The organism is Streptococcus oralis (assembly GCF_023109315.1).
Lineage (GTDB): Bacteria > Bacillota > Bacilli > Lactobacillales > Streptococcaceae > Streptococcus > Streptococcus oralis_BS.
Genome location: NZ_JALDUF010000006.1, coordinates 1 through 20,162, shown reverse-complemented (window position 1 = coordinate 20,162; position 20,162 = coordinate 1). Strand labels below are relative to the sequence as shown.

The following is a 20,162-nucleotide window of genomic DNA, read 5'->3' as shown; positions in this document are numbered from 1 at the left end:
CTTTGATATGCTCCTGTTAAAAATTAGCGTATTTCTTGTAAAAGACATTGACACTATATCTGAATTCGTCCATTGCGTGGTTGTCTTTATCAATGGGCCTTCCGTTATCGTCACGACTATAAAGACCAATCTCTTTCAAGAAATAGTAATGGTCGTACTCTTCCTCTGAATGATTGATAAGCAGGAACTGACCTGAAGAGATGATATTCTGGCCACGTTCAATCCCTACCTCGATACCCTTCGCCTTGCTGCTGACGTCATGGGCGTTGTTCAAAGCCCCTCTTGTCTGAATCCCTAGCTTGTGCAATTCCTCTCGTAAGGATCTACACGCTGGGTCAATCCAGACATCGGTATAGCGCATTTGATACTTGCTAACACACCACTGAATGAAAGCTCGAAGCTCGACTGCATAGGTAGACATGGCTTTAACTTGACCAGTCTCAGCTCCGCTATGGTAATAATGAGCTACACGGTTAAGTCTGAAAAAGGTTTTGCCATCCTCTCGATGTCTAGTAACGATATTACAAGACATCGATGTGGCATCAGATTGTCCACCATCGCCATTGAAATACATTTCTATAGGTTCGCCTACCAAGTTATCCTTGATGTTCTTTTCAAGGTCAAATAGGCCGTAAATAACGCCCTGAGGCATGACACGCTGACCAAGCACGTCTCTCTTGTAGAGATAAGGATTCTTCTTCAGCGATTGAATAATAGATTGCTTACGCTCTTCTGACAGAATGGGATTGTCATCCATGGTCCAATGCGTCCAGCGTGTATTTTGGACGTCAAAGACATCCTTAATAACTGGATGTTGTGGTGCTGGAGGGTTTAGGTCAGCTAGATGGTATCTGAGCTTAGCAGCCCACGTCCGTCTGAATGCTTCCTGAATAAAATCCATATTCAGTAGGTTGATTTCACAAAAGACCACTGAGCCTAAAGACATACCAGTGATAGCACCCACACTATTCGCTTTACCGCCCCCTTTATAGTAAACACGTTTAGTGCCGTTGGGTGTGTCGATTAAGAGGTGATCTCCGTGCTCGTCGTGTTTGATTTTACAATTACCGTCGAAGATATGCATTAGACCTGTGCCGTCACCGTCAATGAATAGACGGTAGGCTTGCTCTTGATTGTATGCAGCTATCAAATGGTTCTCATCTTGTGACTCAATCAAGTACCTGGCATATCTAAAATGACCAGCGGTTGTCTTACCGCTTCGAGGTGTGCCCTCGTTGACTTCAAGCTCATAGTTGAATGGCCTGCGAATGATTTTGAGTTGTTTATTTGAAAACTTAATCTTCAACCTCGTCACCGCCCTTCACTGCATCAAGCAAAGACTCCATAAGAGATGTATCGGACTTGGAACCTTGATTGCTCTCGATCTTGATTTTGAGCAATTCAATCCGTTGTCTTTGTTCCTCGGTCGCAAGAGGGGATTGCGTAAGCTCATCATAGGTTTTTATCATACTTCTGAGTTCAGCCTGTGCTCTTGCTATTGCAGCCATCGCTTTTCCTTGCTTGTCCCATGCCGTGTGAACCTCATAGCTTTCACTGCCTTTAGCTGTACTGGCAATAAGCATGGTAGTAGTATCATGAACATCTTGCACATACAAGATACGCTGAGCGTGTAGCAGATTAGCATAAGTCAGCGTGATGTTTTCCCATAGGATGTCAATAGGCTGTTTTTCTGAAAGCTCTTGTGCTATCTCATATATCTCTTGAGGGAGATACTTAGCAAACAGCCCATGTTTGAGGGCGTTTTGGTTACCTATACTTCCGCCTTTGCTATTCTTATTGCCTTTCGGCGCTCCCCGTTTCCTTTTTGAAGTACTACATTCATCTTTTGAAGTACTACAATTACTCCATTTATCTCTTAACTTCCAAACTGAGATAGTTTTTTCAGGCACGCCCAACATGTCGCCAATATTGCGGTTAGTGATGTTTCCGTTATTCTGCTTATAAATTTCAAAAGCTTTATCTCGGTTCGGGTCTCGTGCTCTGCCCAATCTATTACCTCCTATTTGTCCGTTTTGTAAATCAAAAAGGCCACACAATGTGTGACCTTTTTGCAAGGCGACTACTGACCTCGACTAGAATCGATATTATATTCTTACCTTTTCTTTTTTTATTTTTTTGTAGCCTTTTTTTGCGATATTGAAACATCCTACTCTATCGCCACTGGTAACCCAAGCCAGCAGTTTTTCAGAAGCTTTTCTAGGATTTTGCCTAAGGTGCCTTTGCTTTAATTCTTGATGATACTATAATAGCACGATTGTTAGACCAGTGCACTTAAATCTAGTTCGCATTAGTTCGCATTAGTTCGCATTTATCAACTACAGCACCCAATTCACGGATTGCATCTTTCTTCTTTTTGTAAAAAGTAGTCTTGCTGCATTGTAAAAATTCAATCATATCATACACGCTTGCTTTCTGAATATAAACCATCCTTAAAATTGTTCGACTTGAAGGCTTAGGTATTTTATCAATCAATTTACTGAGCTCAATTCTGCGCTGGATAGCTTCAGCAGTTGCTTGCTTCATGTACTCTTTCAAGGAATCTTGCATGCTAAAAATATCGATGTAACGTTCATCTAATCGAGCCTTCTGACCACCTTGAACCTTATTCATGCTCATTTTAGGGCTAGAAAGTAAACTAGCTTCAAGATTAGCAAGCTCGTCTATTCGATTCTGTATCTCTTCATCCAAATTCTGTAGTTCATCAAGTAACTCTTTAGCCTTGTTCACTCTCTATCTCCTTTATGATATAATAATATTATTGAAAACGTTGTCGAGGCAGAGAGTGCCTTGGCTTTTTTTATTTTAGTAGCTATTGAGTATCATCATCGTCTTTTCGTAGCTTAGATATACTTTTGCTCTTTCCTCCTCGTATCCGAATACTTTTGGAATTCTGAAGTAAATGATTGTAGCGTTGTCATGTTGTTTGACAACTGAGAAGATGTGCTTGAGCAAGCTTTTTCTAAAAGCTATGTTAGGAAAAATCACAAGCTCTTGAGCTCCTATTCCTGTTGTAGTCACTTTATTTATTTTGCTCCCTATGTACGGATATTTTTTAGGTCTCATTCTTGTTTTTCCTCCTCTGTTTGAAAGACTTTGCCTCCTCGAAAAGTCGGGCCGTATTTTTTGAAATGTTCAAGATTAACTTGCCTTGTCTGCTCTAGTGTTTCAATAAATTTTTTTGGTGTCATCTTGCACCTCCCATGAAATTATTAACAATATTTTGCTGTTCAGTATCGATTATTTTATTTTTATAATTCAATATCGGAGCCATAACATCATTTTTCAATGCAGGTTTCAAAATGATTTCATTTGTGTTCGAAAATCTTTTACCATCGATTTTGATTTTGATGTCATAACCGTTAGCGATATGTTCAAGGTCATTTTTAGACAGGGAGATTTCAAATTTACTCATTCTTCCACATCCTCACCATCGTCTTGAAATGATTCTCCAAGTATTTCTAAGGCGTATTTTTGTCCATCTTTTACAAATTTTAACCACTCTTCATCTGATGTTATCATTCTGTGACCTCCTCGATCTTGATTCCTGGACAATCGAATACCCATCCGAAACCAGCTTCTTCTAGTTCTTTTCGGGTGTGAGTTCGCCCTTCTACGATGGTCCCGAGTGTATCAATCCAAATCCAGCTGTCGTCATGTTCGATGCGTGTCAAAACACCTCCGCTCGAAGCAATATTAAGCATTACAATCTTATACTTTTTTTCTTTCTCTACCTCGTAGCCGTCAAGCCATGCACGAGCGAAGAGTTCTTGCCGTTTTAGCTTATCTACACAAAGCCATTCAAGAACCTCATCTGAAGCATTTGATAGTGCATAATGCAAGCCTTTGTTCCAGCCTTTTGCATACCCAATCCACTGAGCCACAACCGACGGGATTTTGACTTTTTCACGTTCAATCATGCCCTCAATTTTTCCTTGCTCATAACCCTCACGCCATTTTGCGCGACTGAATTCTTGCTTAAATTCACTCATGATTACCTTTAACCAAACTTCACGATCATGCAATGGCAATTCTCGTAATCTTGCTAGTATATTCTTGACATAGCGAGGTGCTTCGTCTGCGTGACCCATTTCTGGTTCGTCTAGTTGTTCAATTGATTCCAATATCCAATTTCTATTAATTGTAATTGTATCTGCGATAGGCCCCTCTGTATAAGGCAAAACCTCGATACGTTTAATCAATTCCTGCTTATTCATTCTTCCAACTCCTCAAGTTTCACCTTATACATTCGATTTCCTCGATACTTGCTCTCGAGCTGAGCCTTACATTTGGCAGCGTCTCCCTCTTTCTTAAAAAAGTGAGTTTCGTCTACCATGTTGTCAAAATATAGTGTTACTGTATATGACATTTCTTCTCCTTAATTTATTAAAAAATATGTTTGTTTAATGAATATTTTTTCTAAGGTTACAGGTTACATCACTTTTTGAAAAACATATTTTATAAAAAACAAGAATGCTGTTATATCAACGTTTATAGCACTTGCTATTTTTACTTATTAAATATTTTATATAAATGATGTAACCTTACTAATAGACACCCTAAAACATCAGTAGTATCAAGGCTTTAGGAGGGTTACATCACTTTTTTAAAAATTTAATCAAAAATAGCACTCAAACCATTGATATAACTGGTTTTTCTTGCGGTTACATCAATGATGTAACCTGATGTAACCGAAGCACGATTTTTGACCATTTTTCACCCAAAAGGTTACATCACTTTCACCGAGGTTACATCACTTCTGTTTGTATATTTTTTCTAAAATATGCACGTAGTGTCTTCCCTTTAACCTTCTTTATTTTGTATTCCCAATCCTGATTATTGTCCATAATCAACTTGATCTTCCTAGCAATCTTTTCACCTCTCGCGCTATCGATATCAAAGACATTCTTTAATATCTGTTTGGCAGACACACTCGATTGAAGCTTCACACCTTCATATAGCAGACCGGACTCATTGCGATAGCTGCCATCATTGAAGTAGCACCAGGTATATTGATGTTGCTGAGTGACTGAGAAATCTTCCCATTCTTCTGGAACCAACATTTCAAGATAGTCGTATACTTGCGATTCGGCTTCATCTTTATAAGTGAAGCGCTCCTTATAGACCGCAAGCTCATTTTCGAACTCATCATCAAAGGTAAGGATAAATCCTTTTTTGTAAATAGCGACTGCTTCACCCCAAAGCTGGAGCACATCATTCTCTGTCATATCAAAAGGTTTTACAAACTGCTGACCTGCATCCACCAGTATGGGCAGAAAGCGCCGTTCACCAGTCTTGTCTCCCAGGTACTCGATTTTATTGCTGGTCCTTGCGATCACAAAGTTTTTAGGGAATTTTTCGGCCCTGCGACCGTACGACCTACGGAAAGAAAGTTCTGTTTTAGTCACGAAAGCTTTTAACTCATCAAAAGTGGTCTTCCTGGAAGCAACCATCTCATCGTCGTTGACAATCAGTGATTTCAGCATAATCTCATAGTTGTCCTTGTCCATAAAATCTTTAGCCGAATCCGTGTACCAATCAACAGCTATCTTTTGCAAGAAAGTGGTCTTTCCAGCCCCCTGGCCACCGACAAGATCCAGTGTGTAGTCAAATTTAACCCAGGGATTAAAAACCTTAGAAACTGCACCAACAAAGAACATAACAGCTATCTTCTGAACGAAGATGCTATCCTCTGCACCCAACCAAGTTTGAAATACCTGGGCAAGTCGTTCTTTATGATCCCATGACTCATAAGCATTTTCCATGTATTCTTTAACCGGATTGTAGGTCTTTTCTGCAAAGAATGCTTCGATGCCATCCCTTAATGCTCCAGCCTTGAAAACTGTCTTGAAGTGATTTTCTAAGTAAACGCTCAAATAGGATTCAAAGGCAGAAGGTAGCTGCCCCTTCCTCAACTGGATAGCATCCAATTTGACATCCTCCACAATTTCGTGTTCCCCAGTAAATTCATTGTGCCGGAGAAAATCATTGAGCTTACTGTCACTTTTCATAGCAAGTAATACATTTCTGGGGCTGTCAGCCACAATAGATTCGATTTCAATCTGTTCACCTTCGTCATTCAAAATTTTCTTTTTCCGACGCGAAAACTGCTTGATTGAAATATTCGTAACATCACCTATTATGGTCACCCCCCCTCATGTGTTTCTTGATCATCGATTCGACAGTCCTACTTAATTCTTTGTGACTAAGAGGCTCTACCGAATTGTTATTGGCTGTTTTTGCTAGTTGCAGTATACAGTTCGGTTCTACTGATCTGCTCAAGAGCCCCCCTACAAATTTTGCAAGAGTGTCATTTCTGCTACCTTCATCACCAAACCCTAGGACAACCATTTCAAATAATTCGGTTGTCCTGTTTCGTTTACCAGCACCTTTGCTGATTTGATAGTAGATATTATCCAGATCGCTACCAGAGTTCTTTTTGTTGTATTCCTTCTTGATGGCCATTACAAGAGATCGACTAGCCGTGACCATAGTGCCACCCTCTTTAGATTTTTCTAAGTCCCAGGCATATTCTCCTTTTGGGGTCTTAGATGGAGCAACTAAAACATAGTTATTTGGATGCGCCTTGATGTCGACGCCAGGTAGAAAGCCTATCATTTGAGTCATGGTCACGTCTGGATGCTTAAAGTAAAAGATATGTTTTCCACCACTTGCAGTTCTTGCCTGCAGCGTTGGAGTTATCAAATTCAGATGCTCCCAATTTGCCAAGCTCTCGTATCCGTTATGCTTACCGTGTAAGTCAATATCGATTACGAAGAATTTGTCAGTCCGGACAGCAATGTTGCTATCCGGATACTGACTCCAAAAATCCTCAATTTCTTGCGCAGTCATAGCTGGTTTATCAGCAAATTTGATCATCGGTTGCTTATTTGAAGGACTAATAGGAATAACCGAAAATCCTTTTTTTTGATAAGCCAAGGCATGTTCTTTCATTCCCATTTAGTAACTCCTTAGAATGGTAAATCGTCGTCTTGAATATCCATCGGGTTGTCATTCCCAAATGTATCATTCGAACTTTGTTGATTACGACTTTCCAACATTTGGAAATTCTCAGCCACGACTTCTGTCACGTAGACACGTTGTCCTTGCTGGTTATCGTAACTACGAGTCTGGATACGACCTGTGATTCCGATAAGAGAGCCTTTTTTAGCCCAGTTAGCAAGATTCTCAGCCTGTTGGCGCCACATAACGCAGTTGATAAAGTCAGCTTCGCGCTCGCCATTTTGACTCTTGAATGTACGGTTTACTGCAAGAGTAAAAGTCGCAACTGCTACATTTTGCGGTGTATAGCGAAGTTCAGCATCACGGGTCATGCGCCCTACAAGTACAACATTGTTAATCATTATTTTATTACCTCCAAAATTCTACTTAACGTACTCTCATGAATTGAGTATAATCCAGGGTTATTTCTCTTCAAAGGCTTGATAATTTTAGTAACAATTTCTTTTAAGGACATATCTGAAATTTCAAGCCAAAAGAAATCGTTCTTAGTGTAGTTGTAAACACAATCAATTTCTCCGTGCTTATAACATACACCCCAAATCTCACCTTGATGCTGATAAACTAGGATCTTATCATAATAATAAATCTGTAATTCAATCGGATGTTTGCGCCCCAGTTCCGTATATCCCATTATTCAATACCTCTCGCTTTCTTCGCATCTTCGATAATCTTCTGAGCTTCCTTCAATCGATCAGCTGGAATGTTTTCAGGTTTGTCAACACCCAATTTATCGATGAACCATTTTCCAATTGTTGCAGCAGGACTCCCTGTAGCTTCAGCCATATTTTTGAGTTCTGTCCGAATGGCTTTAGCCTGTGCTCCTGTAATGGTTTTAGCTCCGTTGCTTTTAGCTGTAGCATTGGCCGGTTGCTCTTGCTGGCTATTTGGTTTTTGAGCTGTTTTTTGCGACGTACGTCCTGTTTGGTTATTCTGATTATGATATTCATCCGTATCAGGGTCCTTGTTGTCATCAATCATAAAAAGTCCGTTTAGCGCGTACTTACGGGCGTAGCTGGATGCAGCACCTGTAACTTGACTACCATCCATCCCTTTCTTGCTATCATCTTCTCTAGCATATGCTGTAGTCCCAATAGTTTCACCAACCGCATAAAGAGTCGCAGTTGCTTCGACATAGTACCTGTCACCGATCTGCACAATTCCATCTTGCAAAATCAACACCGCATCATGTTCCTGTAGTATTGGCTTCAGCGCTTCTAAGATGTCCTCTGCGCTTCGATAGCTGTACTTCCCAAAACTGTTATACTGTCCTTTCGGAGCAACCAACTTCTGCTGAATGCTCTGTAAAGTGACAAAGATAGGGGATTGTTGTTTTGTTACCATACATCTCCCCTTTATAAACTTCTCAATAGATCAAACAAATCAGGCTTAGTATTTTGACGCTCGATTTTTTGAACATCGCCACCATTTGGATAAGTTAGATCAAATGTAGCCTTAACCCGAACGATCTCCATTCCGTGTGTTTTAGCCAATGCTTTTAGCGCTGTTTTCTGTTCAAGATAACAATCATATGGCATTGTAAGAGCACCTCGAATATCATCCACAAAACTGGCCTGAGTAGCTAATGAAGAACGCTTGTTCTTAAGTTCATTTAAAAAATGTCCGTTTTGTTTGTCACGCATTACAATATAATCACTTGAAAGTTTCATTTTGATTCTCCTTAGAAATAAAATTCAATGACACGCACGTCATGTTGTTGACGGCTGCCTGTTACTCGCCATAAAAGTTGGCGATAATCGTCATAATCTCCATCCGATGGATTAACAGGGTCTAAGACCACAATAGTTTTAAATTTATGCTGAAGGCCATCAACCCCTACACCTAAAACTTGGCTTGTAGCAACCACATTTGTTTGTTCAAGAGAGTCCTTCTTGTCTCCAGTCCAAATACCAATTTCTGGATGACGTTCTCGAATGACCTCTACAATCTGCTTGGATTTGCTAACTATCAACATTTCTGTCCTACTTGCTAGTAGAAGATCCAATTGAAGTAGCATTGGAGTATCTGCATTGACAGCCTTCAACTTCGGAAAGTCAACCTCAAATCCTGTCTGGATTAAATATCGTTCAAAAGTCTTTCGACCAAATGTTTGTTTGGCCATGGCGTACTTACCATCTTTTCCAACAATATTCAATTTCCTAAATTGTTCCAATTCGTTCGGGTTAGCTGTTAGACACCAGATAGGTTCAAAGACAACCTCAAATCCGTTGTTTTCTTCGGCTTCCTCAATAGTTTCTACTTCTTCCCAGCGGAAGAAGTTGGGCAGATTGCTTACATAGCTTTCATAATCTCGGAAGTCATCCCACTCTTGCTTAGAATAGCTGAACTTGGAATACTTCATCTTGCCGTGAGCTAGTTGCCAGTTTTCCCTTTGATTAGGATCAGCCATCCCAAAAAATGTTTTTTCTAGAGGGTAGAAGTTTTGTCCCTTCTTCCTGATTGGGGTTGCTGATAGTCCAACTGTATAGCCACGTTTGACCTTGCGATAAGCCTTCACGTTGGCATCACTAGACATGTTCTGCCACTCGTCAATAATGAATACATCGCACTCAATAGACTCACCGCTTGCAAGTCTGTTCTGCAATCTGCGGTCCGTCATCGTTTCTAATTCAAAATCAGTGTTGTATCCTAGATTTTGACAAGTGCTATTCCATCCGTTCAGGATAGCTAAACGATTATTGATAACCAGGACTTTTTTCGCTGACTTGTGCTTAGCTATTTCAAAAGCACAGATGGTCTTACCACGCCCTCCATATGCCTCAAGAAAGATCCCAGGACAATTACGGTCGCTTCGTTTAACTGCTTCAGCTTGCCATTTGCGTAATTCGATTGCCAATGTCCACAATCACCTCCTCGATGTCATTCCGTTGGGCATAAAATAGCCCAAGCCTTGCAGCTGCCCTCACATCATTGTGATGGCTTTTTTCAAAGGACCATAACCCAAGAGCTTTCAGCAAGTCATTTGGTATATCTGTCTGATACCCTGCATTACGCTGCAGAACCAAGTCCGGATAGCATAGTTCAATGGCTGCAATAGTTTCTACAACTGAGTTGTCCCTGGAATAATCATTGTCCCTAACTTCAAATTTTTCAACGACCACTATGTCAAATTCAAGACTCCGACCAATTTTCTTAAACCAAGTTTTAAAATTTTGACTACCATAAGGTACCACCCAATAGTCAACCAGTTTTGCATTATCCAATAGCACAATCCCTGTTGTACTGGTTTCAATTTTGTTACTACTTGGATCAATTGCTAAAATTTTCATTTAATCACCAACTTTTCTGTCCGGACAAGTTCCGCGCCTTTAATTTTCTTACCAGCCTTCAGCAATTCTTTGAGTGTTTTTTTGTCCGGCGCAAGCGTCATTTTTTTTGTAAAATATTTTTTCGGAAGGTCGTCTTCGTTGACCTTAACTGATTCTGGATTCTTAGCAATTTTTATAGTAAGAGCACCGCTCTTAACTTCGGTTTGCCCCGTGACATTCATAGCTGTCATAATGTTGTCCTTGACATAATCCAGCTTTTTCTGTGCCGCCTGTTTCTTCGCTTTGAAGCTCTCTTCCTCCGCCTTGTACATGGCCACGTCGGCTTCTAGATTCTTGATAACATGGGCATACCCTTCTGCTTTCTGTTCGAATTGTTCTTGCCAATCGATAGCCTCAAGCGTGTCCGTTTTTGTTTCGTCATCAATATCCATTTGATAAATTGTCAGAAACTGACCTGTCAGTTCGTATAAACTAGCCATTTTTTTCTACCTCTCTGATTTTGTTTGTAAGTTTTGTTAGTCCAATACCAGATTTAGTCAAATCAGCGTTGGACGTAAATAGATGATTTTGATTCATTCTAGCGATTTCATTTTTAGATAAACATGCCAGGTTTGAAATATCATAGTTTGTTTTGTCACCATCCAGGAAAACGATTGAGTGCCCCTTTGGTATCGGGCCATGTTGTTCCTCCCAGACCTTGCGATGCTTCAAAACCCATTGATTAGGTTCTCCAATTTTCTCTTTTGGGTACCCATCTGTTGTGTAGTTGATAGTGCCGACAGGTACATAATTTGGAGGCCTATTACCTTTTTTGAAGTAACCACTATTAGGTGGCCTGTTCGGAAACTTCTTCCCTTTGTTGTAAGGAGTCTGACCTTTCTCGAATCTTCCCGTCAAACCACTATGTAGATTATTATTTCTCCGATAACTCTTAATCTGTTTCTCCGTTAGCGATAAGCCAAATTTTTGGTTCATTTCATTTGCGACATCACGAGAAATCTTATTTTTTTGGATCGATACAAGGTAATCATGTTGTTCTTTTGTCAGCAGTTTACCTTGATATACTTTTCCAACTGGTAACCCTAGACGTTTACGCACTCCGCCGATTTGGGTCTTGTTGTAATTCGTCCCAAATTTCTCATTTAGTAACCTAGTTACTTCGGGAGTTAATCGACCAGGGCATATTTCATGCATGTACTCTGTGTACTCATCCTTCCAGCAAAGCGATCGGGGCATTTACCTCACCTACCTTGTCTTTGAATTTTTCAGCATCTAACGCCAACTGGCCAGCTTGTAGGATTTGACCTGAGATAGCGACCATTTGTTTCGAGCGCTGCAATTCCACTTTTAATTCATCAGCAGTAAGATCCCTATCATCCAATGTTTCTAGTTGGGCGAAAAGAGTATTGGTTAAATCTGTCAATTTATTTCGAACCATCTACTTCGTCACCTCTTTCATCAATTTATTTGCTTCTTTGATTAGTAAACGCATAACGTTGCTATCGGTTTCTTTCTCTGCTGCTCTTGTCAGCATATCAACCCACTCACGTCTGTTGTCATTCTTCCAATCAACCAACTCAGTGAGTTCCTTTGTGTGGTTGAAGTAGGGCGAGTAATCGTATGACTTATCTTCCAAGCGGACACATCTGCCCGCCTTGATGTCTTTGGCCAGGTTCGCCCTTACGTTGCTATTTGTTGTACCGACAACCTCAGCCACTTCATCATATGAGGCAGCAGGGTGCTCTCTATAATATTCCCTAATTCGTTCCGCTTGCGTCATGTCTTTCTCTCCTTATTTCAACCCTTCCGGCGGCTCTACATCATATGTAAATTGCTTGTCTGAATTTCTCAGATTCATGCGTGCTACATTGCTTGCTATTCGCTGGCGGTCTTTCTGCTTCATTTCAGCGTGGTCATCCAGTGTATTCACTAGCGACCATAGACCGATTCCTACGATTGTTACCAGGTAAATGTATTCCATCATTTTGAGTTTTCCTTTTCTTTATAGATTGCCACAATGTTTTCAAGATCAGCAATACGCTGATTGGCATTTTGAAGTTTTTCTTGTGTTTCAATCAGTGATTGATTGAGGTCCAGAGCGACCGCTCTCCAGTCCAGATTGGTTTCTTCGACCTCTTCCGAAAAGTAGTTTTTAATTCTTGTTAGTAGGTTCATCCGACTGACCTCATTTTCTTGCTTTTTTTCATTTCTTTCTCCCATACCTGAGTCCCACGATATTGCAGATATTCGTCAAAGCCTTTGATTGTGACGAGCTGGCCATCATTCCTAAGATGCTTCTGTTGGCTAGGCAACTTCTTCATCTCACGTCTCATGTCTCCTGCTTGCCGTTTTGAGCATCCGAAGATGTGTTCTAATTCTTCATCATTAGCCGAAACCTTTTCGATGATCACATCTTTAATTCTTACAATTTCAACTGCTTCCATTTTTGCTCCTTTCTGTGATATAATTAAATTGAAAATTTTAGTAAGCGCCTGACTTTCGTTAGGTGCTTTTTGTATTCAGTCGCATACAGTAACCGTATAAACTATCTTGCTTGTTCCATTGCTAGAATGTACGGTTTGTTTTTCTACTGTTATGTCTGTCGTATCATTGGACATTTTGAAGAACAAATACAACAAACATTCTCGTAAAATTTTTAATTTCAAAGGAACGCATAGAAAACGATTAAGTTCCTGTTCAACTTTACATGTTTCCATTCTTCCTCCTACTCAATCCCATAATCTTCAATAACCTGAAGAATAAAACTGTTCGCTCGTGGACCTTTTGTCGTCCCACTAAGAATATTTGTTACTTCCTGTCGTTTAAAGCCATAAGCAACCGCTAGAGTTGTCTTTTTAATGCCTTTCTCTTTTAAGAAAGCATTAACCTTTTCACGACCGTTTGCGATATCTGGCATATGCGTTCCTCCTTTTTACACTTTATGTAAATAAGAAACAACTAAATTTTTAACTATTTTTCTGCATTACACTTGACAACTCACACCAAATTGGCTAAAATGAAAGCATAATAAAAACAATGATAAATCTATAAATACCGTTCGCCAAAACATTTTTATAATTTATTTTCTTAGTTGTTTTTTTAGTTATTTCTTACTTACAAAAAACATTTTACACCATTTGGGATAATTAGTCAATCTTTTTACACCAAATTTGTTAAATTTTTTTGTAATGTCTTAGAAAGGTTGATTTAACAATGTTTGAGACATTTGAAAAAATTAAAGAATTAGCAAAAAAGCGTGGAAAAGCTCTTGGGCAAGTCGAAGAAGACTTGGGTTATGGCAGAAATACACTGTATAAGATAAAAAACTCTACGCCAAATGCTGAGCGTATCGCAGAAATTGCTAACTACTTCAACGTATCCACCGACTACCTGCTCGGACGTACAGATAATCCTGCTATCGCTAACACAAAAGAACAATTCTTTTTTGAGGGCAAAGAAGTAGATGTTGAACAACTCGCTTCGACTGCTATGCGTTTTAATGGAAAGCCACTAACTGAAGAAGATAAAAAAGCAATTCAAAATATTATCGAAATTTATCTCAGAAAGCAATAATAATCAAAGGTTGGATTGTTTATGACTGAAAAAGAATTTTCTCAAAATCTAGGTATAGATATTGAGATTTTTGAAGATGGTCTATTTCCGGATGAAGCATTTTATATCCCAGCCCTCCAAACTATGTTTTTGAGTGATGCTATATCAGATGAGAAAAGAGTCCAGGTTGCCCTACATGAAATAGGCCATAAAAATCACGCGCCAGATACTTATCGCCTTTTCAGGGAGAAATGCGAGCTTGAAGCTAACCGAAATATGATCCATCATCTGATAAAGGCCGAGTTGGATATCGCTGAAGATACCACTACATTTAATTACCTAGTGTTTATGGAAAAGTATAATTTAAAAACCATTGCTGATGAAACAATGGTTAAAGAAGAGTATTTGGCGTTGGTTAATTAAAGATGAAAGGAATAAAAAATGGCTAAAATTATCAAAATAACTGGTGCGGAGATCACAATCGCACACAATGAAGAGTACCTAAAATTGAGCCCATCTGAGTTAAATTTTGTCCCACAATTGGGAGATGAGGTCGAAGTTCACAAGGTTGATGGAGAAATCATTGTCATGAAAAAAGACAGTGAGAAAGATGACAAAATCAATATTAGTATCGTAAACGAGAATAACGCTATCCAAAATCAGTCGCAAGTTGTTAACACCCAACAAGCTACATACGGAATGCACTATGTGAATAAATGGTTATATGTTCTACTAGCTATATTCTTCGGTGGATTCGGTGCGCATCATTTTTACGCCGGGTATAATGGCAAAGGAATCTTGTATTTGGTTTTACTCGTTACCGGTATATCTGTTCTTCTTGGTCTAATTCAGGGAATTTTAACTGTGTTCAAAACACCGGATGCAAATGGGAAAATTGCCGTATAATAAAAAAACAACTATTTCCATTTGGGAACACAACTCAAAAAATCCCCACACTCGCAAAGTTTGGCGACTCTGAGTGTGAGGAACTTCAGTATAAGAAACAACCATTCAAAAGGTCGTTTTCTTATACCCATTTTATCAAAAAAGTGAGGTAAACGCAATGTGGATAGAAGAATTACCCAACGGGAAATATAAATTTTTTGAGAGATACAAAGATCCATATACTGAGAAATTAAAGAAGGTCTCAGTCACGATGGAGAAGAAAACTCCCCAGGCAAGAAATCAAGCTGCGATTTTACTGCAGGAAAAGATAAATCAAAAATTAGGAGAAAAACAACATTTTGTTTCTGATATAACTTTTGAAAAACTATATGAGGAATTTGAGGAGAACTGGAAACACGGTGTTAAAAATTCAACCGTCTACGCTTCAAAAAATGTTAAAAAAGAGATTTTAAAGCAAATCGAGGGCGACTATTTAATTAGAAACATTGATAGACGATTATTACAAAAAGTGATAGATCAGCTATTACAAGATGGAAGGTCTCATAACTATGTTTCTAAAATCAAGTTCAAGCTTAATCAGATAATGAAATTCGCTGTCAGAATGAATTATATTGATACAAATGAAATGCTATTTGTTGAAATGCCTAGAAAGGTAATTACAACTGACGATCTCAGAAAGAAAAATACAAAATACTTAGATCAGAAAGAGTTTAAGTTATTCATCCAAAACTTAAAAGAAGAAGCTCTTTGTGATTATCGAATCACAAAGTATATCCGAATAGCTAAAGTTCTTTTTCTTACCGGCATGCGGTATGGAGAGCTTGCTGCCTTAAATTACAAGGAGGATATAGATTTTTCTAAGAAGACCATTCACATCAAGCATACATACGATTTCAGACAAAAAGAGAGAACTACACCAAAGACAGTCAAATCTGATAGGGTTATAACAGCACCTCAAAAAGTGTTAGACATTATCAAAGAGCAGATAATAGAGAATGCGACAAATGGATTTGATACAGATTTTATTTTCATCAACACTCTAGGAGAGCCGATAACAAATGTTCGGGTGATTGCAGCCTTGAAAAGACACGGACAGAAAATTGGCATAGATAAGAACATCACTACACATATGTTTAGACACTCTCATATATCTCTACTTGCTGAATTAGGTATCCCCTTGACTGCTATCATGGATAGAGTAGGACATAGCGACTCAAAGACCACGCTAGAGATTTATTCCCATGTCACTCAAAAAATGGTATCAGACATATCTAGCAAGTTAGACAAGATAAAATTTTAAATTCTGCCCCTCGACTGCCCCTTTTCCTTACACAAGACAAACAAAAGCCCCTTAAAGTGTTGATATTAGAGGGCTTTTTGAATGTACGAAAAAAGAGCACACAATTCACACTCGCTTAGGGCTGCTGGATTCCTCCCCTGACCCGCTTCACGCAGAACTGTTGCTCCACTGTCTATTATACCACATTCTCCTCTATTTTTAAAGAGAAATTATTTTTTCCGTCGATTTCGGAAAAAGTCCTGCATAATCGCTGCACAGTCATCTTCCAAAATTCCCGTTTCTACCTCTACACGATGATTGAGACGCTCATCTGTCAAAATATCGTACAAGCTCCCAGCTGCACCAAATTTCTGATTTTTAGCCCCGTAGACTACGTTTGGAATACGGGCAAGCCCAATCGCCCCGCTACACATGACACAAGGCTCAATGGTCACAAAAAGCGTACAATCGAGCAGGCGCCAACTTTCTTCACTCACGTTCGCATTCTCTATGGCCATGATTTCTGCATGCATAACCGCCCGTTGCAACTCCTCGCGCGCATTATGCCCCCTACCAATGATTTCTCCATCCTTGACAATCACACAACCAATTGGAATTTCATCGTGTTCTAGAGCAATTTCTGCCTCTCTCAAAGCCTCTTTCATGAAGCATTCTTTTTCTTCAACTGTATAATCCATAGTTTCTCTCTTTTCCTGCTTATCAATTCTATCATTATAGCATGTTTTCCTAGACAAAAAAAGAGCTCTATAATATTTACACTGACTAACTTTAGATATTATCAAATCGCTGGATTGTAGAAATAATGTTTTAAAAAGAGTATAATATTAGCAAAATTGATAGAAAATCAGAAATCATGAACTTAAAATAATGGAGATAACTGACATAGAAAGTTCAAGAGATGAATATACTGAAATTTATACAATAAACAATATGAAAGGGTAAATGATGAAATTAGAGTTATTACTGGATAAACCAAAATTTACCTTAATGTTTCCATATAAAAATCAATTTAATAGAGCAGGGGGACCATTCATGATATCTTTATCTGTTATGATTCTCTGGATTTTAAAGCATCTGATAGCTTATAATACCGATTTTACAGACAAGATTATTATAGCAATTGTACTGATTTATGTTCCACTTCTTCTATGGTTTATGGGGTATTATCTCTTCATAAATGGAGTAAAATTAGAAGTTCATAAAAACAATACTGTTCAGTATTATACCTATAGTAGCAGAGGCCTCAGCGTATTACATTATCAATTTAAACTTCAAGATATCGAACAAATAACCATTAAAAAGCGTCCCTTTAATTGTGCAAAGTTAACCATGAAAATTAGAAATCCTATTTTTTTAGAAGGATATGAGAAAAATCTAAATAAGCTAATAAGTGTCAGTATTATCACAGATAAACTGAAAGCAGATGTTTTTATGCACGAAATGAACCAAATTCAAAATGACAAATCAAGAAACCAAGTTATCAAATAAGCTAATTTACAAAAAATTTAATTTTATCTAACTTATAAATTCTAAAGAAAATAGTTCACTGAAGAGGCTGGGATCAAAAATCCCAACCTCATTTTTGCTTAGTTGTACACCTATAATTTATTAGTAGATTAAACTGTTTGTTGGTATTTTAAAATTCAAAAGCTCCTTTGAATAAAACTTCCTTTCTCTATCCACAACCTTAACCAATCTACCGAATTGTTAAAACCATGAAGTTCTAGGTCTATCAAATTAAGACTTGGTCTACAGATTTCTGTCCCACTGTTTTTTTCTTTATCTTAAAAAGTCAAGTAGAAGCCTGTATAGGACTCATGAACTAAAAAAGCCACCCAATGGGGTGACTTAATAGGGAGATTATTATGAAAAAGAAAAGTTTAGGATATTTGTTACAACAAGTTAGGAGGTCTTCTTGTAACTGTCTATAGTATACCCGACCTATCTTAAACAAATCTTAAAAATCTCTTAAGACCAAACACTTTCTAAAATATTGGTTTGTTCACGATCAGGACCTACTGAGAAAGTAGAAATACGAACCCCAACCAACTCGCTTACACGACGAACATAGTTACGTGCATTCTCAGGAAGGTCTTCTAAATTACGGACTCCAGTGATATCTTCTGACCAACCTGGCAATTCCTCATAGATTGGCTTGCAGCGTTTCAACTGCTCAAGACTAGCAGGATAGTAGTCAATACGTTGACCATCAAGATCATAGGCCACACAGATTTTCACAGTATCCAAACCACTCAAAACATCTATAGAGTTCAATGAAAGATTGGTAATTCCAGATACACGGCGGCTGTGACGCATCACAACTGAGTCAAACCAACCCACACGACGTGGACGGCCAGTTGTTGTACCGTATTCATGACCTACTTCACGGATGCGATCTCCCACTTCATCAAACAATTCAGTTGGGAAAGGTCCGTCCCCTACACGACTCGTATAGGCTTTACAAACACCTACAACCTTGTCAATCTTACTTGGACCAACACCAGACCCAATTGTCACACCACCAGCGACAGGGTTTGAAGAAGTAACAAATGGATAAGTACCTTGGTCAATATCCAACATAACACCTTGCGCACCTTCAAACAGCACACGTTTGCCATTATCAAGCGCATCGTTCAAGATAACAGAAGTATCTGTCACGTATTGCTTGATTTGTTGACCATACTCATAATACTCTTCAAAAATATCATCAACTGAAATAGGTTCACTATCATACAATTTTTCAAACAAACGATTCTTTTCCGCAAGATTGCGTTCCAAACGCTCACGGAAAATTTCTTTATCCAAAAGATCTGCAATACGGATACCTACACGGGCTGCCTTGTCCATATAGGCTGGACCGATTCCCTTTATTGTAGTACCAATCTTATTATCACCCTTAGCTTCTTCTTGCAAGCGATCCAACTCAATGTGGTAAGGCAAAATAACATGCGCACGATCAGAGATACGTAGATTATCTGTTGTAACACCTTCTTCATGCAGATAAGACAATTCTTTCACAAGTGATTTAGGGTTTACAACCATACCGTTTCCAATAACTGAAATTTTTTCAGGGAAGAAAATTCCAGATGGAATCAAGTGCAACTTAAACTTTTTACCATCAATAACAATGGTGTGGCCTGCATTGTCACCACCTTGGTAACGAGCAATTACTTCCGCATTGGCTGAAAGAAAATCTGTAATTTTTCCTTTACCTTCATCGCCCCATTGGGTACCTACAACAACAACTGAAGTCATAATAAATTTCGTCTGAGCTACTAGGAGCTCGTCCTTTCTCATATACATGGCAGGAATTTCACCCACAATTATATCTTACAACTTATTATAAGAAAAAAACACTTTTTTATCAAGAAGAAACAGTAGAAAAGATTTGGGATTTCTGTAAATAACAAAATCCAAAACCTTAAAAATTAAATAAAATCCTAAAAAATATAAAATCAATACAGATTATTGTTCGTGATATATGATTTATGAGTTTCTTATTGGATAAGAGTTGTACCACCTTGCAGGAATTCATCTAGATATAGACGATAAGCTGTTTTAAAGTGATATAGTGAAAAGTCCCTGTCACTTTTTATTTTAAATCGGATTAAATAATATAGTAAAAAACGAAGATGAAGTGATTCCCACTCAGCACAACTCTGGCCTAAAGAGGCATATTCTTGTTCAACTAGTTTCAAAAAGACGAATGCTCGATCATAAAATTTCTGAAGCATATAAAAATTCCCTTTCTTATTACTAACACTAGTCTAACAAAAAAAGGAATTAAAAAAGCTTCAAATCCTATAAAAGAAGAATTTAAAGCCAAACGAACTAAAAATAAAATAAAGAGGTAATTATAGGTACAAAAACTAAGACTTAGATTTTCAACTATCTACTTCACTTAAAAGTCATAACTACCCGTTTATGTACTTCACCTGACGGAGCAAGACGGACTAATAGTCACATAAAAAAACGTTCAATTGAACGTTTTTTGTCAGTACTCCGCCAGTAGGACTCGAACCTACGACATCATGATTAACAGTCATGCGCTACTACCAACTGAGCTATGGCGGATA

At 38.5% G+C, this 20,162-nt stretch carries 32 protein-coding genes, 1 tRNA gene and 1 other RNA gene; 5 read left to right on the top strand and 29 right to left on the bottom strand.

Features of this window, described 5'->3' with window-relative positions; genetic code table 11:
- Positions 1 to 16: 16 nt before the first annotated feature.
- The 24 genes from M1F74_RS07930 to M1F74_RS07820 all read right to left on the bottom strand — a co-directional run bounded on the left by M1F74_RS07930 (position 17) and on the right by M1F74_RS07820 (position 13,245).
- Entirely contained in the window at positions 17 to 1,306 is a 1,290-nt protein-coding gene (locus M1F74_RS07930) for a PBSX family phage terminase large subunit (protein WP_282184757.1), read from the bottom strand.
- Positions 1,296 to 2,009, bottom strand: coding sequence for a phage terminase small subunit (gene terS, locus M1F74_RS07925; protein ID WP_213952405.1), 714 nt, complete (start codon positions 2,007 to 2,009; stop codon positions 1,296 to 1,298). Before terS ends, M1F74_RS07930 begins: the two co-directional genes overlap by 11 nt.
- 289 nt (positions 2,010 to 2,298) lie before the next feature.
- A complete protein-coding gene (locus M1F74_RS07920; protein WP_247946771.1) occupies positions 2,299 to 2,748 on the bottom strand; it encodes a DUF1492 domain-containing protein in 450 nt (149 codons plus the stop codon).
- Between the two features lie 75 nt (positions 2,749 to 2,823).
- Complete coding sequence (locus tag M1F74_RS07915) at positions 2,824 to 3,084, bottom strand: hypothetical protein (RefSeq protein WP_247943245.1); 261 nt, start codon at positions 3,082 to 3,084, stop codon at positions 2,824 to 2,826.
- Positions 3,081 to 3,209, bottom strand: coding sequence for a hypothetical protein (locus M1F74_RS10090; RefSeq protein WP_282184756.1), 129 nt, complete (start codon positions 3,207 to 3,209; stop codon positions 3,081 to 3,083). The genes M1F74_RS07915 and M1F74_RS10090 overlap by 4 nt, the downstream gene beginning before the upstream one ends.
- Complete coding sequence (locus tag M1F74_RS07910) at positions 3,206 to 3,433, bottom strand: hypothetical protein (RefSeq protein WP_247946770.1); 228 nt, start codon at positions 3,431 to 3,433, stop codon at positions 3,206 to 3,208. Before M1F74_RS07910 ends, M1F74_RS10090 begins: the two co-directional genes overlap by 4 nt.
- Positions 3,434 to 3,536: 103 nt before the next feature.
- The gene (locus M1F74_RS07905) at positions 3,537 to 4,235 is read right to left on the bottom strand and encodes a DUF1642 domain-containing protein (protein WP_247946769.1); all 699 of its coding nucleotides are present in this window, start codon (positions 4,233 to 4,235) and stop codon (positions 3,537 to 3,539) included.
- Positions 4,232 to 4,387 (bottom strand): DUF7204 family protein, encoded by a 156-nt coding sequence (locus M1F74_RS07900; protein ID WP_247946768.1) that lies wholly within the window; start codon positions 4,385 to 4,387, stop codon positions 4,232 to 4,234. Before M1F74_RS07900 ends, M1F74_RS07905 begins: the two co-directional genes overlap by 4 nt.
- Before the next feature lie 379 nt (positions 4,388 to 4,766).
- Positions 4,767 to 6,167 carry a virulence-associated E family protein gene (locus tag M1F74_RS07895; protein ID WP_247946767.1) on the bottom strand — a complete coding sequence of 467 codons (1,401 nt, stop codon included), beginning with the start codon at positions 6,165 to 6,167 and terminating at the stop codon, positions 4,767 to 4,769.
- Positions 6,151 to 6,978: a bifunctional DNA primase/polymerase gene (locus M1F74_RS07890; protein WP_247946766.1), complete on the bottom strand. Its 828-nt coding sequence runs from the start codon at positions 6,976 to 6,978 to the stop codon at positions 6,151 to 6,153. Before M1F74_RS07890 ends, M1F74_RS07895 begins: the two co-directional genes overlap by 17 nt.
- A gap of 11 nt (positions 6,979 to 6,989) precedes the next feature.
- Positions 6,990 to 7,382, bottom strand: a complete 393-nt coding sequence (gene ssb / locus M1F74_RS07885) for a single-stranded DNA-binding protein (RefSeq protein ID WP_247943251.1) — start codon at positions 7,380 to 7,382, stop codon at positions 6,990 to 6,992.
- Positions 7,382 to 7,672: a hypothetical protein gene (locus M1F74_RS07880; protein WP_247946765.1), complete on the bottom strand. Its 291-nt coding sequence runs from the start codon at positions 7,670 to 7,672 to the stop codon at positions 7,382 to 7,384. The genes ssb and M1F74_RS07880 overlap by 1 nt, the downstream gene beginning before the upstream one ends.
- Positions 7,672 to 8,382 (bottom strand): ERF family protein, encoded by a 711-nt coding sequence (locus M1F74_RS07875; RefSeq protein ID WP_247943253.1) that lies wholly within the window; start codon positions 8,380 to 8,382, stop codon positions 7,672 to 7,674. The genes M1F74_RS07880 and M1F74_RS07875 overlap by 1 nt, the downstream gene beginning before the upstream one ends.
- A gap of 11 nt (positions 8,383 to 8,393) precedes the next feature.
- Positions 8,394 to 8,708 (bottom strand): hypothetical protein, encoded by a 315-nt coding sequence (locus M1F74_RS07870; RefSeq protein WP_247946764.1) that lies wholly within the window; start codon positions 8,706 to 8,708, stop codon positions 8,394 to 8,396.
- A gap of 11 nt (positions 8,709 to 8,719) precedes the next feature.
- Entirely contained in the window at positions 8,720 to 9,895 is a 1,176-nt protein-coding gene (locus tag M1F74_RS07865) for a DEAD/DEAH box helicase family protein (protein ID WP_247946763.1), read from the bottom strand.
- A complete protein-coding gene (locus tag M1F74_RS07860; protein ID WP_247943256.1) occupies positions 9,864 to 10,328 on the bottom strand; it encodes a hypothetical protein in 465 nt (154 codons plus the stop codon). The genes M1F74_RS07865 and M1F74_RS07860 overlap by 32 nt, the downstream gene beginning before the upstream one ends.
- Complete coding sequence (locus M1F74_RS07855; RefSeq protein WP_247943257.1) at positions 10,325 to 10,807, bottom strand: siphovirus Gp157 family protein; 483 nt, start codon at positions 10,805 to 10,807, stop codon at positions 10,325 to 10,327. Before M1F74_RS07855 ends, M1F74_RS07860 begins: the two co-directional genes overlap by 4 nt.
- Positions 10,800 to 11,522 carry an HNH endonuclease signature motif containing protein gene (locus M1F74_RS07850; protein WP_348771768.1) on the bottom strand — a complete coding sequence of 241 codons (723 nt, stop codon included), beginning with the start codon at positions 11,520 to 11,522 and terminating at the stop codon, positions 10,800 to 10,802. Before M1F74_RS07850 ends, M1F74_RS07855 begins: the two co-directional genes overlap by 8 nt.
- A gap of 13 nt (positions 11,523 to 11,535) precedes the next feature.
- Positions 11,536 to 11,766: a hypothetical protein gene (locus tag M1F74_RS07845; RefSeq protein ID WP_049524821.1), complete on the bottom strand. Its 231-nt coding sequence runs from the start codon at positions 11,764 to 11,766 to the stop codon at positions 11,536 to 11,538.
- Positions 11,767 to 12,108 carry a hypothetical protein gene (locus M1F74_RS07840; RefSeq protein WP_125409062.1) on the bottom strand — a complete coding sequence of 114 codons (342 nt, stop codon included), beginning with the start codon at positions 12,106 to 12,108 and terminating at the stop codon, positions 11,767 to 11,769.
- A 12-nt stretch (positions 12,109 to 12,120) separates the two neighbouring features.
- The gene (locus tag M1F74_RS07835; protein WP_247946761.1) at positions 12,121 to 12,312 is read right to left on the bottom strand and encodes a hypothetical protein; all 192 of its coding nucleotides are present in this window, start codon (positions 12,310 to 12,312) and stop codon (positions 12,121 to 12,123) included.
- Positions 12,309 to 12,503 (bottom strand): hypothetical protein, encoded by a 195-nt coding sequence (locus M1F74_RS07830; RefSeq protein ID WP_247946760.1) that lies wholly within the window; start codon positions 12,501 to 12,503, stop codon positions 12,309 to 12,311. The genes M1F74_RS07835 and M1F74_RS07830 overlap by 4 nt, the downstream gene beginning before the upstream one ends.
- Positions 12,500 to 12,772 (bottom strand): hypothetical protein, encoded by a 273-nt coding sequence (locus M1F74_RS07825; RefSeq protein WP_247946759.1) that lies wholly within the window; start codon positions 12,770 to 12,772, stop codon positions 12,500 to 12,502. Before M1F74_RS07825 ends, M1F74_RS07830 begins: the two co-directional genes overlap by 4 nt.
- A gap of 281 nt (positions 12,773 to 13,053) precedes the next feature.
- Positions 13,054 to 13,245 (bottom strand): DNA-binding protein, encoded by a 192-nt coding sequence (locus M1F74_RS07820; RefSeq protein ID WP_001112858.1) that lies wholly within the window; start codon positions 13,243 to 13,245, stop codon positions 13,054 to 13,056.
- A 296-nt stretch (positions 13,246 to 13,541) separates the two neighbouring features.
- On the opposite strand from M1F74_RS07820, the gene M1F74_RS07815 reads away from it, so the two are divergent.
- From M1F74_RS07815 to M1F74_RS07800, 4 genes are all read left to right on the top strand, one after another.
- Positions 13,542 to 13,901: a helix-turn-helix domain-containing protein gene (locus M1F74_RS07815; RefSeq protein ID WP_247946758.1), complete on the top strand. Its 360-nt coding sequence runs from the start codon at positions 13,542 to 13,544 to the stop codon at positions 13,899 to 13,901.
- A gap of 21 nt (positions 13,902 to 13,922) precedes the next feature.
- Positions 13,923 to 14,303 (top strand): ImmA/IrrE family metallo-endopeptidase, encoded by a 381-nt coding sequence (locus tag M1F74_RS07810; protein ID WP_247946757.1) that lies wholly within the window; start codon positions 13,923 to 13,925, stop codon positions 14,301 to 14,303.
- 18 nt (positions 14,304 to 14,321) lie between these two features.
- On the top strand, positions 14,322 to 14,786 hold the full coding sequence (locus tag M1F74_RS07805) for a TM2 domain-containing protein (RefSeq protein WP_247946756.1): 465 nt from the start codon (positions 14,322 to 14,324) through the stop codon (positions 14,784 to 14,786).
- 157 nt (positions 14,787 to 14,943) lie between these two features.
- The gene (locus tag M1F74_RS07800; protein ID WP_247946755.1) at positions 14,944 to 16,086 is read left to right on the top strand and encodes a tyrosine-type recombinase/integrase; all 1,143 of its coding nucleotides are present in this window, start codon (positions 14,944 to 14,946) and stop codon (positions 16,084 to 16,086) included.
- A gap of 80 nt (positions 16,087 to 16,166) precedes the next feature.
- Here M1F74_RS07800 and ffs read toward each other — a convergent pair.
- Positions 16,167 to 16,263, bottom strand: an RNA gene (ffs, locus tag M1F74_RS07795) — signal recognition particle sRNA small type.
- 32 nt (positions 16,264 to 16,295) lie between these two features.
- Positions 16,296 to 16,763 (bottom strand): tRNA adenosine(34) deaminase TadA, encoded by a 468-nt coding sequence (gene tadA / locus M1F74_RS07790; protein WP_247946754.1) that lies wholly within the window; start codon positions 16,761 to 16,763, stop codon positions 16,296 to 16,298.
- Between the two features lie 265 nt (positions 16,764 to 17,028).
- Here tadA and M1F74_RS07785 point away from each other — a divergent pair, with 265 nt between their 5' ends.
- Positions 17,029 to 17,574, top strand: coding sequence for a hypothetical protein (locus M1F74_RS07785; protein WP_247946753.1), 546 nt, complete (start codon positions 17,029 to 17,031; stop codon positions 17,572 to 17,574).
- Positions 17,575 to 18,054: 480 nt separating this feature from the next.
- On the opposite strand, the gene M1F74_RS07780 is transcribed toward M1F74_RS07785, so the two are convergent.
- From M1F74_RS07780 to M1F74_RS07770, 3 genes are all read right to left on the bottom strand, one after another.
- Entirely contained in the window at positions 18,055 to 19,341 is a 1,287-nt protein-coding gene (locus tag M1F74_RS07780) for an adenylosuccinate synthase (protein ID WP_084850916.1), read from the bottom strand.
- A 242-nt stretch (positions 19,342 to 19,583) separates the two neighbouring features.
- Positions 19,584 to 19,820 carry a sigma(X)-activator ComW gene (gene comW, locus M1F74_RS07775; RefSeq protein WP_000939505.1) on the bottom strand — a complete coding sequence of 79 codons (237 nt, stop codon included), beginning with the start codon at positions 19,818 to 19,820 and terminating at the stop codon, positions 19,584 to 19,586.
- 266 nt (positions 19,821 to 20,086) lie between these two features.
- Positions 20,087 to 20,160: transfer RNA gene (locus M1F74_RS07770), tRNA-Asn, on the bottom strand.
- Between the last annotated feature and the right edge of the window lie 2 nt (positions 20,161 to 20,162).

What these genes read in the sequence shown, in the direction of transcription:
- M1F74_RS07915 (WP_247943245.1), bottom strand. Translation starts at nt 3,084, where the DNA reads ATGAGACCTAAAAAATATCCGTACATAGGGAGCAAAATAAATAAAGTG.
- M1F74_RS10090 (WP_282184756.1), bottom strand. Translation starts at nt 3,209, where the DNA reads ATGACACCAAAAAAATTTATTGAAACACTAGAGCAGACAAGGCAAGTT.
- M1F74_RS07910 (WP_247946770.1), bottom strand. Translation starts at nt 3,433, where the DNA reads ATGAGTAAATTTGAAATCTCCCTGTCTAAAAATGACCTTGAACATATC.
- M1F74_RS07905 (WP_247946769.1), bottom strand. Translation starts at nt 4,235, where the DNA reads ATGAATAAGCAGGAATTGATTAAACGTATCGAGGTTTTGCCTTATACA.
- M1F74_RS07900 (WP_247946768.1), bottom strand. Translation starts at nt 4,387, where the DNA reads ATGTCATATACAGTAACACTATATTTTGACAACATGGTAGACGAAACT.
- M1F74_RS07890 (WP_247946766.1), bottom strand. Translation starts at nt 6,978, where the DNA reads ATGGGAATGAAAGAACATGCCTTGGCTTATCAAAAAAAAGGATTTTCG.
- ssb (WP_247943251.1), bottom strand. Translation starts at nt 7,382, where the DNA reads ATGATTAACAATGTTGTACTTGTAGGGCGCATGACCCGTGATGCTGAA.
- M1F74_RS07880 (WP_247946765.1), bottom strand. Translation starts at nt 7,672, where the DNA reads ATGGGATATACGGAACTGGGGCGCAAACATCCGATTGAATTACAGATT.
- M1F74_RS07875 (WP_247943253.1), bottom strand. Translation starts at nt 8,382, where the DNA reads ATGGTAACAAAACAACAATCCCCTATCTTTGTCACTTTACAGAGCATT.
- M1F74_RS07870 (WP_247946764.1), bottom strand. Translation starts at nt 8,708, where the DNA reads ATGAAACTTTCAAGTGATTATATTGTAATGCGTGACAAACAAAACGGA.
- M1F74_RS07860 (WP_247943256.1), bottom strand. Translation starts at nt 10,328, where the DNA reads ATGAAAATTTTAGCAATTGATCCAAGTAGTAACAAAATTGAAACCAGT.
- M1F74_RS07855 (WP_247943257.1), bottom strand. Translation starts at nt 10,807, where the DNA reads ATGGCTAGTTTATACGAACTGACAGGTCAGTTTCTGACAATTTATCAA.
- M1F74_RS07850 (WP_348771768.1), bottom strand. Translation starts at nt 11,522, where the DNA reads ATGCATGAAATATGCCCTGGTCGATTAACTCCCGAAGTAACTAGGTTA.
- M1F74_RS07845 (WP_049524821.1), bottom strand. Translation starts at nt 11,766, where the DNA reads ATGGTTCGAAATAAATTGACAGATTTAACCAATACTCTTTTCGCCCAA.
- M1F74_RS07840 (WP_125409062.1), bottom strand. Translation starts at nt 12,108, where the DNA reads ATGACGCAAGCGGAACGAATTAGGGAATATTATAGAGAGCACCCTGCT.
- M1F74_RS07835 (WP_247946761.1), bottom strand. Translation starts at nt 12,312, where the DNA reads ATGATGGAATACATTTACCTGGTAACAATCGTAGGAATCGGTCTATGG.
- M1F74_RS07830 (WP_247946760.1), bottom strand. Translation starts at nt 12,503, where the DNA reads ATGAACCTACTAACAAGAATTAAAAACTACTTTTCGGAAGAGGTCGAA.
- M1F74_RS07825 (WP_247946759.1), bottom strand. Translation starts at nt 12,772, where the DNA reads ATGGAAGCAGTTGAAATTGTAAGAATTAAAGATGTGATCATCGAAAAG.
- M1F74_RS07820 (WP_001112858.1), bottom strand. Translation starts at nt 13,245, where the DNA reads ATGCCAGATATCGCAAACGGTCGTGAAAAGGTTAATGCTTTCTTAAAA.
- M1F74_RS07815 (WP_247946758.1), top strand. Translation starts at nt 13,542, where the DNA reads ATGTTTGAGACATTTGAAAAAATTAAAGAATTAGCAAAAAAGCGTGGA.
- M1F74_RS07810 (WP_247946757.1), top strand. Translation starts at nt 13,923, where the DNA reads ATGACTGAAAAAGAATTTTCTCAAAATCTAGGTATAGATATTGAGATT.
- M1F74_RS07805 (WP_247946756.1), top strand. Translation starts at nt 14,322, where the DNA reads ATGGCTAAAATTATCAAAATAACTGGTGCGGAGATCACAATCGCACAC.
- M1F74_RS07800 (WP_247946755.1), top strand. Translation starts at nt 14,944, where the DNA reads ATGTGGATAGAAGAATTACCCAACGGGAAATATAAATTTTTTGAGAGA.
- tadA (WP_247946754.1), bottom strand. Translation starts at nt 16,763, where the DNA reads ATGGATTATACAGTTGAAGAAAAAGAATGCTTCATGAAAGAGGCTTTG.
- M1F74_RS07785 (WP_247946753.1), top strand. Translation starts at nt 17,029, where the DNA reads ATGATGAAATTAGAGTTATTACTGGATAAACCAAAATTTACCTTAATG.
- M1F74_RS07780 (WP_084850916.1), bottom strand. Translation starts at nt 19,341, where the DNA reads ATGACTTCAGTTGTTGTTGTAGGTACCCAATGGGGCGATGAAGGTAAA.
- comW (WP_000939505.1), bottom strand. Translation starts at nt 19,820, where the DNA reads ATGCTTCAGAAATTTTATGATCGAGCATTCGTCTTTTTGAAACTAGTT.